This is a genomic window from Roseofilum acuticapitatum BLCC-M154, assembly GCF_030068475.1.
Lineage (GTDB): Bacteria > Cyanobacteriota > Cyanobacteriia > Cyanobacteriales > Desertifilaceae > Roseofilum > Roseofilum acuticapitatum.
Map to the genome: position 1 here is coordinate 1 of NZ_JAQOSP010000065.1, position 11,561 is coordinate 11,561.

The window sequence follows — 11,561 nt, forward strand, 5'->3', positions numbered from 1 at the left end:
ACGATCTCCAGAGACTCCAGACCTATCTGGACTTAAGCGCTAAGGAATACCCGATACCGCCTTATCCATCCAAATAGCAGAGAAGCGATCGCCAAGATACCACTCGCGGCGATCGCCCTCTTGACCTTCATTAAAGGAACTAAAAATGAAGCTTAAACATATTTTACTCCTAGCAGCCGCCACCGGTGCGCTAGGAATAGCTGCATGGTGGGCGCTGAAGCCAGAGCCAAAACCAGCGATCGCCTATGGGCAAGCACTCCAAGCATTAGCCAGTCCCAGCGAACCCGATCCGGAATGGCTCATTAGGTCTGATTGGATTCTCCAGAAATTCTGCATTGATGCCCAGGGAAGCACGATCGCCACCCTTGACCCATCCCCATGTGGTGGACAGCCATTCGGTAGGGGTGGTGAGGATTCACTAAACCAACTTCTCTTATGGGCTGAACGACACCGCCAGAACGCCATCAATCTAGAGGCACAGCGCTTGATTGCCAAAGCGATTGAGTTCGCCAACACTCCCAACCATCCATGCCATCAGAAGCCTCTAGACCAGTGCTATCAAAGCTTTGAGGATAACCTGATAGGTGAAATCCAGAACACCAATGACCCGGCTGAACTAGCAAGGCTTATCGGAAAATCCCAAGCACTAGCGATCGCCCGCTCTGGCATCAGCCCCAGAACTGAGCCATTATCCAAAACCCAGATACAGCAGGGGATAGAGCGCTTTAGCCAGGATTTAGAAACCCTCAAAAGCGCAGGCATTGACGGGGCGATCCAGCTCTCCAGGGATATACAGGAGCAATTGAACCATGAACAAAATTAGTTTAGGATTACTCGCGGCCGGTGCGCTTCTGGCTCTCACGGCATGGCAGGGGTGGAGTCAGCAACAGTGGATTAACCAGCAGAATCGAGCGATCGCCATCAGTACCGCATCCACACCACGCCAACACAATTCACCGCTATGGCCACTGCTTGGTATTGGTGGACTAACTTCTCTGGCAATGGGGGCGATCGGGTTGCGTAATAGCGGGTTACCTGAACCCCCCACCGGAGCCGCCAAACCCTTACCCGCTATGGGATTTAACGGTGTACCAGTGGCTCAAAGCGGAGGAGGCGATCGGGTGGCTCAAATTCACCCGATAACTATGGGAAAAAACCATAATTCAATCTCTACCAATTGGCTCGATAAATTCCTCAATTCTCATTGTCACTTAGCCATCAATGGCGTAACCAACAGTGGCAAAACCACCCTAGCTGAACACGCTTTATCTATTTGGAATCCATCAGAAGTATGGGTTATTGACCCAAAATATAACGCGGTAGACCCATCATGGTCATACATCCCCAGATGCGCCGATATTGAGTCTGTAATGGAGTCTCTATCACAACTGGAGAAACGGCTAAGGGCACGCCAACAGAATGAAGAGCCACACACAGACTTAGCCGTGGTTATTGATGAGTTGGACTGGATTGCATTGACCTACAAAAGCAAGGCGATTGACTCAATCAGGAAACTCTATAAAGTCGGGCGATCGCTTGGTTTCCGGGTCTTGCTTTGTGGTCAATCCCCCTATGCGAAAACCCTTGATGGTAGCGACTGGAAAAACTTTAACCGGGTCATTCTTGGTAATGAAGCTGTAGCATTTTGCAGCAACCCACAATTCCCTTATGAAAAAGAGAAATATTACCAAAAATGCCTAGATCTCCATCAAGATAAAAAGCGCTTTGGGTTGTGGATTCCGGTGTCTGGTGACCCATTTGTGCGAGAGGTTCCTGTTATCAACCCGCCGGTTCAGGCACGGTTCAGTGAAACCGATGATAGTTCCCCTGAACCGTCTGAACCGTCAAGCCATAAATGGCTGAACCAACTACTAGACAAGGAACACAGCGATTTTGAACCGGCTGAACCATGGCAACCGAGAGACCCCCTTGCCCCCTCTGAACCATCCCCAGAGAGCATAGGCAAGGCGATCGAGTTACACCGGTTCAGCTACTCCCAAACGAAAATTATAGAAGTAGTTTGGGGAGCCAAAAAAGGAGGCAACCAAGCTTACCAGGTTGCCAGGCAACACTTACAAACTATCATGCAAAATTTAGGAGTTAACTGAAATGGTCAAGAAACGTGATTTCTTTGGAGAGTGGCTAGAATCTAGCTATGTAGACGGTCAGTACACCGTCCCCATTTTCTGGACAGAATTTAAGAGACTATTCCGTGCGCTATGGGTGGGAATCAGATATCAACCCGCGCTAACACTTGTCTGCCTAATCGGGGCATTATCCACCCCGTATGTTGCCACCAATTTCGCTGGTGGCTTCACATCAAAACAGGCTAATTATAATCAACCTATGCCGGGGATTGTAGCCGGACAAACTGGAGCGTTTGCCCGCACTGTACTTGATGTGGGGGGGGCATGTTTCCAGCAGCACTATTCAATACGTTAGCGCTCAACAAATGCAAGCGCCTGGACTATCACCAATTCAAGCCAATCGGCTAATTAGGCAACAGCAAATACAGCAGCAACCCACCAGCGTGTTAACTACTGGCATGGGACAATATTGATTTTCACTTAACGTCACATGGGGTCTTTTGACCCCTTTTTTGTAGCTATGAAAAAACGCAACATCATCATAATTTCGGCGATCGCCGGTATAGCCCTCTGGGAATTACAGATCCGCCCCTCGTTGCCCTGGTGGGTACGGGCATTTACACCCTTATCCAATCAAGAGACAGCGATCGCCACGTGCAAAGCCTCATTAAATGCACTGGACTGGCAAAAAATAAAAGCAGATCCACCGGCTACGCTTGCCGAATTGGAAACACTTATAGGCGAGGGATGCCCTGAAGCCTTGGGCAATGCCATGTGGGAGTCACTTGATTATATTTTTAAGGCATCCACTCAAGAGGACGGATCGCTAAAGATTGAATGGATTGAGAAGCAATCAGGAGAGGAGGTTATCGATGGTTAACCTGACAGATTGCAGCCCGGACTATCAGCACCAAGTCCTAGAGCGTCGTCGGTTTTGGTCTGGAGTGGAAGATTTAGCGGTGGGCACGGTGGCGATCGCCTCCTTACTCTTTCTCTATGCCCCCCAATTTCAGCCACAGAGGAAAGCACTAAACCTGGTCAGCTACCGGCAAGAATCGATTAGTACCGCCAACTCTAGCAAGATTGTAGCCACGGCTCAAAACTGGGTAGGCAAGGACTATAACCCCGGCACTACAGCACAATGTGCTTATTTTGTGCGATCGGTACTTGAGGAAGCAGGATTATCCGTAGGAGTAACAGCCAGTCCCTATGATGGTTACACCACCTCAGAGGGCTACGCTAACTCATTCTTTGGTGATGATATTGGAACATTGATCATGGATGAAAGTCAGTTAAAACCCGGTGACTTGATAGCATTCAGCAACACATACGGAGATTGGCCAGCCGGAACCATCACCCATGTGGGGATTTACGTGGGCAACGGCATGATGATAGACCGCCCCACGGCATCCAAACCAGTTCAGCAGCGCTCTATCTCTAAATTTGATTTTGCCGTGGGCGTTCGGTTGTCAGGAAAAGCGGGTAAACCGACCGCCGCGATCGCTGGATCTGATTTTGATAAATCTGTGGCGTTCATTTTCGATGTTGAAGGTGGATTCAGTGACCATCCCAATGACAATGGTGGCGCTACCAATATGGGCATCACTGAGGAAAGGGCCAAAGCACACGGACTAACCCCAAACCAGGTGACCAAGGAGAAAGCAACAGAAATCTACCGCTCTGATTATTGGGACGCGGCTGGCTGTGGTGAGTTTGAATATCCGTTAAGTTTAGCCTGCATGAATACCGCAGTGAATAGCGGAGTAGGCAAGGCTAAGGAATTTAACGCCCTGATTGGGGATGGCAGCGCCAAAGATGAGGCGATCGCCTATGCCCAAAGGCAAGAGGATTATTATCACGATATCGTCAGCCGGAAACCAGATCAGGAGGTTTTCTTGCAGGGGTGGTTAAACCGAAGTAGCGCACTAAAGAAAAAGCTAGAGTGACACCGATTACACGCATAATCAGCATTAGGTTAAATCCCCCTGGTCAACACCAGCGCAGCCACAAGACCAATCGTCTATAGCAATATCAAATCGCGAGCAGGAGAAACGAGCCAAATCACCAAAAAGAAGGAAAAGCTGGCCTAAAAAATGAATCTGATCACTCAAGCAAGGGAAAATACCCAAGGAAGCACCTTTAAGCTGAATAGCAAAATCAATAGACGGATCATCAAGAATATCACCTAAAAGATCATACTCCTGTAGAGAATAGGCAATATAAGTACCCCGTCCAACACCAACCATATGTGATTGATAAAGAACACCACAACGTCCGCCAGCGCCAGGAGAATCAGTAAAACTATCTTGTAAAGATATTTGAAGATAGTTAATAAACCTAGTAAAATCATCCACACTAAGTGAACCCTGAAAAGTAAGCCAATCAAGCCTCACAGAAGATTGCAAAAGAGGAGGCTGCGATTTCAACTCCCTATCAGTAAAGGGGAGTTTTCAAAGTTTACTATGTCGCCGGGCGGCGCTCGCAAGCTCGCGCTCGCCAAGGCTATCACAATCAAACTTAACTGTTCATATATCACTACTGTACAGTAGTGGTTATGCAGAACGGTTAACCCAGCCCAAGATGTAAAAGCGATCGCCCTTTACGTGCAAAGTCATGATAGCATGGTACTACTGTACAGTAGTAGAAGTAATTATGACTCACCAACGCAATACCCAAGGATTGAAGCGGAATTTCAGTAAATGGAAGTCAAGCAATGAGACCAAAGCGATCCGAGTGCCTGAACACCTAGCCGATCGCGTTCTGGCTTATGCCCATTCCCTAGACGAAGGCATAACCGAACCTGGAACCGGCAAGACCCAGAAGGAAGCGATCGCGATCTTGCGGCAAGCTTTAGATCTCAAAGCCAACGCAGGAGGCAAAATTAAGGCCGAAATCAAGAAAGCCTTGAGCCTGCTAGAAAACTAAAAATAGCGCAAGTATACCCGCGCTATTTCCTATCAGAAACCAAGCCTCCAATCCCTTTGCACTAGGGGAAATCAGCTTACGGTGATTTGCCCTAGTGCGTCAAAAAACTTCCCCTAGTGCATCGAAAAACAAGGGAAAGAAAACAGAGATATCCTATAATGAAATCAATTCATTCTTTCTGCTAATTCTTAAAAACCCCAGTGCGCTAACACCAGGGAAAGAATAAAGGAAAAATGAATGCAAATTCAAGTAACCAAAAAAAAATGCACTCTACCCCCAATCTTATCAAAGATTGCCCAACTCTGCATGGGCAAAATTCCAACTTAAGCACCTGGATCGCCGACGATCTGAATCAATCGGGAATCAAGGATAAGTACCTTAGATCGCTAATCACCCCGATCGCCCCAGAAGCGATCGCCGCCAAACTCAACTGGAAACAATGGAATGGATCGCCCGGCTGGGAATCAACCGGAGCAAATATTGACGGATCGACCAACCCCAACGCCTGGCAAGTCAAGGCACAAACCCCACCCCTAGACTCGGACGGGAAACCGAGGAAATACCTTAACCGCAAAGGATGCCCGACGGATGCCTACCTACCGCAGGGAAACCTAGAGAACTTCCCCCAGTTTGCCAGACGCTACAAAGAGATTTCATTCCCCCTAGTAGAGAGTGGGGAGGATACCAAAGCGATCGGGGAGATCCTCAAAGATTACCCATTCCCCATCATCATCACCGAAGGCATCAAGAAATGCCTAGCCGGGTGGCAAGCAGGATGGGCTACTGTCTCAGTCCCAGGGGTCACTTCCTGGCACAAACGGAAAAAACCCCAGGAATTGAAACCCATCCTAGAGGCACTATTCCCCCACGGAGGCAACCGCCAAGTTGCCCTAGCTTTTGATGCCGACTTTACGACCAACCCTAAAGTATGGGGGGGGTTGATCGGACTGGCCAAAGAGCTACAACGACGCGGCTACGACTGTCGGATCTGTACATGGAACATTAACCAAGGAAAAGGCATGGATGATTTTATCGCTAACGGCGGAAACTTTGACGAAGTAGTGGAGACTGCAATGATGATCGCCCAATGGGAAAAACAATTTATATCAGACCACTACCGTACAGTAGAACAAGGCAAACGCAAGGATAAACCCCCAACACCGGTAAGCTACGCACGGGAAGTGGCAGAAGCCAACCGGGACAAATGGAAATTCCACAACGAGCAGAAGACCTGGAGAGAATGGAACGGCCAATACTGGCAAGCTATCCCCCCAGAGAAGATCGGAGATGAGATCTACCACCAAGTGAAAGACCAGATCCAGACCGACAAGTGGGTAACCGATTGTCAAAAAACCCTAGAACGGGAGCTTAGGCAGTGGGAATGGATGCCCCAGAGCGAATCAGTCCGAGCCTTTGCTAATGGAGTAGTAGATATGGAGACCCTAGAGATGTCACCCCACGACCCCGAAAACATGAACACCAGTGTTATTGACCGCGATTGGTGGAAACCAAGCGAACCACCCCCGGACGACCCGTTAGACGCATTAGAGAAGTATTGCCCCAATATCTACGGAGCTTGGGCTTATGCCATGGGTGGCGATCGCTTAAAAATGCTTAAATTGCTGGCTATCTGCCATGGCGTGATGGGGTGGAGGTTTAGCGCCCTGCAAAAATTTATCCACTTATACGGTGCGCCGGGAACGGGTAAGGGAACCTTCGCCCGCATCCTAGAGGCATTGGTAGGGGATGACAATGCTAAATCCTCAAAACTAGCCAAGCTTGGCAGCGATTACGACGTGGCCCACTGGATTGATGCCCAATTGGTAACGTTACCTGATGAAGGGGGGAAAATTTCAGAGGCAGCCCTAAACAATCTGAAGAGCATCACCGGTGGCGATCGGATTAGTTACCGGCAGATCTACGGCAAAACCGCCAGCAGCAAGTTTAACGGAACAATGCTTATGATCTCCAACGATCCGCTATTTAGGGGTGAAACCGGAGCCATTAAGCGCCGTCTATGCCTGGTAGAGTTCAACCGCCCGATCCCCCTTAGAAACCACATGGTAGAGCAATTGATGCTTAGGGAAATTCCACAGCTCACCTATTGTGCCCTACGCATTGCCCCGCAAAAATGCGATGAAATCATCCGAGGGTTAGGGGCATACGAGATCCCAGAATTCAACCTCTTACAATGGAAAATGGAGACCCAAGAAAACTCAGTGGCTGAGTTCTTAGATCACAAGATTGTGGCCGCGCCGGGGATTCAAGTAGAAACCAAGAGCCTTTACGCCCTCTATCAAACATTCTGTGAGGAAACCGGCCAGAAACCGGCAGCACAGAATAAATTCACAGCCCGCCTGATTACGGCCGCCAATCACGTAGGGTGGGATGCCAGCTACGGCCGGAACAAGAGAGGCAGCTATACGATCGGGTTGATTTTGCGCGATGAAGAAGCGCATAGGGAAGTGCCCACGCCGACGGAGATCCTGGAAACTGCCATTGACTATCACAACGGCTTAAAAGCAGACCTAGAGCAGGATAGAGCCGTCACCGATGGGGGTGATTTAACCATCACCGGCCGCAAAAACGAATCGTCACCCCCACCAGAACCACCCGCTAAAAAACCTGATCGCGCACACGCGCCCGCGCCCGCGCCCGTGGAAAAGACCCCCCAGCAGCCCACAGCAATCGCCACCGGTGACGGTAACCCCAGAACGGGTGGTGACAGTAAATTAACGGGAAATGAAAAGCCTGTAACCCCCAGTGGTAAAGGCTTTGGGCAACCGATGACAGCTAACGACAGTAAAAAATCACCGGCAGCGCCAACTCAAAACACACCCCAACTCACTCCCCCGGAACAACTTAATCATGGCGATCGCGTGGAGTACATCCCATATTACGGAAACCCTAACGCGCCCAGAGAGATGATTTATGTAGAGCCTTGGAAAGACGGACGGCACTATGTTTGCTCCCCCGATCACTTCCACAAAGGAATGAAAGGATCTAGACAATATTGCTCAGTACCACGCCTAGCAATTGACAGAAGCTGGAAAGAGGATATTTTCTGGAAAGTTTGAAGCTAATCGGGCTACTGGAACTCCCCAGCAGCCCCCGCAGTTAAATCGTAGGTGCTTATGATGACAACAGAAAAACACCCATATCTTGGGCGCTATTTCAATCGACTTAATTTATGTTTGCTGTATCGCTTTGGTGATGGATCGGTGATTTATCATGCTAATCCGGGTGATTTTTTCCAGGATGATTATGGCTTCTGGTGGCTTCGGACAGATCCTGGTAAATATTTCACTAATCAATATGGTGCAGTCTTGCCTACTTATTGCGGTGTAGCTTTTGATGGAGACCCTAAAGACTATCTTTACTTTGAAGACCATTGGTTTGAACACAATTGGTCATACTCACCCTCTATTAATTTTGTCGTAGCCACCGGTGAGAGGCAAGCGCCTACAACTCAAAACACACCCACCATAGAAGGATGGGAACCGGCCAAAGACGGAGAACTCCGATCCGGGGATGAGGTGAAAATCACAGCCAAGGGTAAGCACTATGGGAAGGTAGCCACAATCAAAAGAGTTGACCGGAAAAAAGGCGGACTAATCACCTATGAAATGAGGATGGATGATTCTGGCTATATTCCGAACTTCCCAGCTAAGGATCTATTAAAGCGCCAACCAGAACAAGCACAAGAGGAACCAGAGATGACGATGCTTTGGGATAATGACGACCGTATCAGGCTACTGGAACTCCCCAGCAGCCCCCGCAATTAAATCAACCGGACCAACTCTTCGCTGTAGCGCTCCCAGTTATCAGACTCGGACGCTAACCCGATATAGGAAGCCATCAAACGCCCCCGGCCATTTCTAAACCCTCTCTGATCGCGCCCTGGTCTATTGGGGGTGTCTATTCGTTGCCACCAGAAGCCAAAGCGATCCGCCACTCTCTGACCCGGAAGGATTGATCGGATCTGCTTGTGGGTGAAGTGTCCCGTAGCTACCAACTCTTTTTTAGCCAGCCCCCGCCCAGCATAAGGATTGGTTTTGGGTTTTGGGGTGAGTAGGCGATCTACTTTGCCCCGGTACGATCGCTTGGCCTCATCCTTGCCCGATCGCGGAGTAGCCGCCAAGATTTTGCCAGACTCTAATCGGTAGACTACCCCGCCCTGGTCAAACTCAACTGTAATAATTTTTTGGTGCAACAACTGAGCCACGATCTGAGCCGAGAAATATATCCCATCCGACATAGAACCATTTCCCAGTTTTTCCAGACTAGCGTACAGTAGTAGTCTGCCATAAATAACCTGCAACAAGATAGGATGCAATACTGCTGTACAGTAGTAATCTGCAATGGGTAGGGGTGCAGTGGATTAGAGATAGTGATCGGTGGGAGGCGGCGAACAAAAACCCGCTACGGCAAGGAACTTAACCTGCTTAGTGGGAGATTATGGTGGGGGAGCCTCCGCTAAAATTTTTGGCCACTCCGAAAAAAGCCGCGAACAAACTTGAGCTAAAATTCCAAACTTATGGCGCGGCTTTTTCCTCCGTTGGCACAAAAATTTTGTTTTTGTTCTTAGAGGCTCTTAGACTACCGTACAGTAGTATATCTAATCCGCATGGCGATCGCTCTCCTCTTCTTTTTTCCTGGAGTTCTCAACAGATAGCCACAGCCTCAAAGCTTTCTCTAGCGCTTCTGATTGATTAATCCCAGATCGGATGCACTCTATTTTCATCTCCTCTACTACGCTTCTATGAACCCGGCCACAAACTTGCGGATAATCCGGGTTATTTCTCCTGGCCATTTCGTTGTCCTCAGACATCTGTTTTTTTTTAACTCTAATTCCATAGTGTCATACCTTCCTATCAATAGCTTTGTTATCTTGCTATACCGCTATTATTTCACAACGAAATGGCGTTGTGTTACTATAAAGGCATGACGACAGAGACGACACCCCAAGATTGCCGTGCTAACCGAGGGAAGGTTACCGGCCAACAGGGTTAAGGCTCGTTGTCACCCCACTTGCACCTGCCAGCGTAAAAACTGGACTACTAACCCACAGAACCTAGAAAACTTAATACCGATGGACATTATTTACATTGAACGCATAAACCGGAAATCCATACAGGGCACGGCTTACAGTATTTCATCGGCTGGTCGTGCCTTGGGAATGGATCGGCGATCGCTTTACCCCTATATGCGGATTGCTTACCTGTATGTTGCCGACTATCGGATCGCTAAGAAGGCAGCCGATAAATTCAGTCCCAAACAGCCCTTACTCAATGGGTACATGGTTTGGGTACTTGGCAAAATCAAACAGATCTTCGCTATCCAGGGCAATAGGAAGTTAGCGATCGCCACTATCAAATCAAGACCCCAATTACTTTCACTTGAGACTTACGAAAATGAACAAGAAAACCCTAGCCAGAGAACTGGACATGACGACGGAGGATCTAGACTTGCTATTGCTTGAAAGCGAGATCCAGTCTGATCCGGAGTTAACGGACACCATCAGCAATGAAGAAGCGAAGACAGTTCGGCACGTGGTGAACGGAACCAAGAAAGCGATCGCCGCATCCCCTGAGAAGCGCGAAAAATCCCAAGCCTTAGCGCGTGTTCCCATCTCGGAGATTGCCACCAAAACCGGCATCTCTGAAGAGAACATTAACGGAATGATTGACGCTATCTGGCAGATTCAACTAGCCTCTATTGCTGAAGAGGAAACCAAGTTAGAGCAATTTCGGAATGCTGCACGGTTGGCTACCAAGAGCGACCAGCTCAAGCAGGAATTGACCGCAAAGATTAACCGCTTAAATTCAATTGCCCAATTCAACCCATACGATATTTTGGGCAAAGACCCACAACAGGAACAGCAAGACCTAAACGAGCTAACCGCCAACGCTTTAAGCCTTGCTGATACCATTTTGCAGGGGGGAAAGTTGAGCGCGTAACTCATGAAAGGGAACTGATAATCGCTATCAATTCCCTGCAACAAACCCTAGAAAATTACAACCAAAAAGACCCCATGATTAACCGCATCCTAAACAAGCTAACCGAGGCTCTGCAATCCCTGCAAGCTTTACCCAGAATCGAATACAGTCCGATTATCTTGTCACCATTGGGAGGAATCTAAGATGAACAAACCCGAATATTTCCAAGACGAGCGCTTTAACGACCTTTGTAGATTAGCAATCGCTTTGGCTGAATATTTCTATTTTGAAGATCGGGATGCCGAAGATCTGAAGAGCGCAATTTTAACCACCATGCACATTAGATTAGAGAGTTAAAACATGGCCAACTATAACGAACAACAAATCAAGAAGTACCGCGACCAAGCGATCGCCTGTCTCCAAGACATTGAAGATGAAGGGCACATTGAGAGCTTTTATAACGCAGTAGACGATCTCCAGAGACTCCAGACCTATCTGGACTTAAGCGCTAAGGAATACCCGATACCGCCTTATCCATCCAAATAGCAGAGAAGCGATCGCCAAGATACCACTCGCGGCGATCGCCCTCTTGACCTTCATTAAAGGAACT

General features: G+C 48.5%; 15 protein-coding genes. 12 read left to right on the forward strand and 3 right to left on the reverse strand.

Translation table 11 applies throughout. The features are described 5' to 3' along the window. The first annotated feature begins 145 nt into the window (after positions 1–145). From PMG71_RS09485 to PMG71_RS09505, 5 genes are all read left to right on the forward strand, one after another. Positions 146–823 (forward strand): hypothetical protein, encoded by a 678-nt coding sequence (locus PMG71_RS09485; protein ID WP_283753428.1) that lies wholly within the window; start codon positions 146–148, stop codon positions 821–823. Continuing rightward, positions 810–2,108 carry a hypothetical protein gene (locus PMG71_RS09490; protein ID WP_283753429.1) on the forward strand — a complete coding sequence of 433 codons (1,299 nt, stop codon included), beginning with the start codon at positions 810–812 and terminating at the stop codon, positions 2,106–2,108. The genes PMG71_RS09485 and PMG71_RS09490 overlap by 14 nt, the downstream gene beginning before the upstream one ends. Before the next feature lies 1 nt (position 2,109). Next, entirely contained in the window at positions 2,110–2,442 is a 333-nt protein-coding gene (locus tag PMG71_RS09495; RefSeq protein WP_283753430.1) for a hypothetical protein, read from the forward strand. A 165-nt stretch (positions 2,443–2,607) separates the two neighbouring features. Then, on the forward strand, positions 2,608–2,967 hold the full coding sequence (locus PMG71_RS09500) for a hypothetical protein (RefSeq protein ID WP_283753431.1): 360 nt from the start codon (positions 2,608–2,610) through the stop codon (positions 2,965–2,967). Next, complete coding sequence (locus tag PMG71_RS09505; RefSeq protein ID WP_283753432.1) at positions 2,960–4,033, forward strand: glycosyl hydrolase 108 family protein; 1,074 nt, start codon at positions 2,960–2,962, stop codon at positions 4,031–4,033. Before PMG71_RS09500 ends, PMG71_RS09505 begins: the two co-directional genes overlap by 8 nt. Positions 4,034–4,057: 24 nt before the next feature. Here PMG71_RS09505 and PMG71_RS09510 read toward each other — a convergent pair whose 3' ends face one another. Continuing rightward, positions 4,058–4,492: a hypothetical protein gene (locus PMG71_RS09510; RefSeq protein ID WP_283753433.1), complete on the reverse strand. Its 435-nt coding sequence runs from the start codon at positions 4,490–4,492 to the stop codon at positions 4,058–4,060. 247 nt (positions 4,493–4,739) lie between these two features. Between PMG71_RS09510 and PMG71_RS09515 the strand changes: the two genes are divergently transcribed. The 3 genes from PMG71_RS09515 to PMG71_RS09525 all read left to right on the forward strand — a co-directional run bounded on the left by PMG71_RS09515 (position 4,740) and on the right by PMG71_RS09525 (position 8,797). Then, complete coding sequence (locus PMG71_RS09515) at positions 4,740–5,012, forward strand: hypothetical protein (protein ID WP_283753434.1); 273 nt, start codon at positions 4,740–4,742, stop codon at positions 5,010–5,012. 263 nt (positions 5,013–5,275) lie between these two features. Continuing rightward, the gene (locus PMG71_RS09520; protein WP_283753435.1) at positions 5,276–8,089 is read left to right on the forward strand and encodes a phage/plasmid primase, P4 family; all 2,814 of its coding nucleotides are present in this window, start codon (positions 5,276–5,278) and stop codon (positions 8,087–8,089) included. Positions 8,090–8,146: 57 nt separating this feature from the next. Beyond that, entirely contained in the window at positions 8,147–8,797 is a 651-nt protein-coding gene (locus PMG71_RS09525) for a KOW motif domain-containing protein (protein WP_283753436.1), read from the forward strand. Here the strand turns inward: PMG71_RS09525 and PMG71_RS09530 are convergent. Together PMG71_RS09530 and PMG71_RS09535 are read right to left on the reverse strand one after the other, a co-directional pair. Then, positions 8,794–9,270 (reverse strand): hypothetical protein, encoded by a 477-nt coding sequence (locus PMG71_RS09530; protein WP_283753437.1) that lies wholly within the window; start codon positions 9,268–9,270, stop codon positions 8,794–8,796. The two genes, PMG71_RS09525 and PMG71_RS09530, sit on opposite strands and share 4 nt — an antisense overlap. Positions 9,271–9,630: 360 nt before the next feature. Then, positions 9,631–9,843: a hypothetical protein gene (locus PMG71_RS09535; protein ID WP_283753438.1), complete on the reverse strand. Its 213-nt coding sequence runs from the start codon at positions 9,841–9,843 to the stop codon at positions 9,631–9,633. A gap of 261 nt (positions 9,844–10,104) precedes the next feature. Between PMG71_RS09535 and PMG71_RS09540 the strand changes: the two genes are divergently transcribed. From PMG71_RS09540 to PMG71_RS09555, 4 genes are all read left to right on the forward strand, one after another. Next, a complete protein-coding gene (locus PMG71_RS09540) occupies positions 10,105–10,494 on the forward strand; it encodes a hypothetical protein (RefSeq protein WP_283753439.1) in 390 nt (129 codons plus the stop codon). Next, complete coding sequence (locus PMG71_RS09545; RefSeq protein ID WP_283753440.1) at positions 10,427–10,972, forward strand: hypothetical protein; 546 nt, start codon at positions 10,427–10,429, stop codon at positions 10,970–10,972. Before PMG71_RS09540 ends, PMG71_RS09545 begins: the two co-directional genes overlap by 68 nt. 183 nt (positions 10,973–11,155) lie before the next feature. Next, positions 11,156–11,308: a hypothetical protein gene (locus PMG71_RS09550; protein ID WP_283753441.1), complete on the forward strand. Its 153-nt coding sequence runs from the start codon at positions 11,156–11,158 to the stop codon at positions 11,306–11,308. A 3-nt stretch (positions 11,309–11,311) separates the two neighbouring features. Then, positions 11,312–11,497 (forward strand): hypothetical protein, encoded by a 186-nt coding sequence (locus PMG71_RS09555; protein WP_283753442.1) that lies wholly within the window; start codon positions 11,312–11,314, stop codon positions 11,495–11,497. Positions 11,498–11,561 lie beyond the last annotated feature (64 nt).

What these genes read in the sequence shown, in the direction of transcription:
- PMG71_RS09495 (WP_283753430.1), top strand. Translation starts at nt 2,110, where the DNA reads ATGGTCAAGAAACGTGATTTCTTTGGAGAGTGGCTAGAATCTAGCTAT.
- PMG71_RS09520 (WP_283753435.1), top strand. Translation starts at nt 5,276, where the DNA reads ATGCACTCTACCCCCAATCTTATCAAAGATTGCCCAACTCTGCATGGG.
- PMG71_RS09500 (WP_283753431.1), top strand. Translation starts at nt 2,608, where the DNA reads ATGAAAAAACGCAACATCATCATAATTTCGGCGATCGCCGGTATAGCC.
- PMG71_RS09535 (WP_283753438.1), bottom strand. Translation starts at nt 9,843, where the DNA reads ATGTCTGAGGACAACGAAATGGCCAGGAGAAATAACCCGGATTATCCG.
- PMG71_RS09545 (WP_283753440.1), top strand. Translation starts at nt 10,427, where the DNA reads ATGAACAAGAAAACCCTAGCCAGAGAACTGGACATGACGACGGAGGAT.
- PMG71_RS09515 (WP_283753434.1), top strand. Translation starts at nt 4,740, where the DNA reads ATGACTCACCAACGCAATACCCAAGGATTGAAGCGGAATTTCAGTAAA.
- PMG71_RS09550 (WP_283753441.1), top strand. Translation starts at nt 11,156, where the DNA reads ATGAACAAACCCGAATATTTCCAAGACGAGCGCTTTAACGACCTTTGT.
- PMG71_RS09525 (WP_283753436.1), top strand. Translation starts at nt 8,147, where the DNA reads ATGATGACAACAGAAAAACACCCATATCTTGGGCGCTATTTCAATCGA.
- PMG71_RS09555 (WP_283753442.1), top strand. Translation starts at nt 11,312, where the DNA reads ATGGCCAACTATAACGAACAACAAATCAAGAAGTACCGCGACCAAGCG.
- PMG71_RS09540 (WP_283753439.1), top strand. Translation starts at nt 10,105, where the DNA reads ATGGACATTATTTACATTGAACGCATAAACCGGAAATCCATACAGGGC.
- PMG71_RS09485 (WP_283753428.1), top strand. Translation starts at nt 146, where the DNA reads ATGAAGCTTAAACATATTTTACTCCTAGCAGCCGCCACCGGTGCGCTA.
- PMG71_RS09490 (WP_283753429.1), top strand. Translation starts at nt 810, where the DNA reads ATGAACAAAATTAGTTTAGGATTACTCGCGGCCGGTGCGCTTCTGGCT.
- PMG71_RS09505 (WP_283753432.1), top strand. Translation starts at nt 2,960, where the DNA reads ATGGTTAACCTGACAGATTGCAGCCCGGACTATCAGCACCAAGTCCTA.
- PMG71_RS09530 (WP_283753437.1), bottom strand. Translation starts at nt 9,270, where the DNA reads ATGTCGGATGGGATATATTTCTCGGCTCAGATCGTGGCTCAGTTGTTG.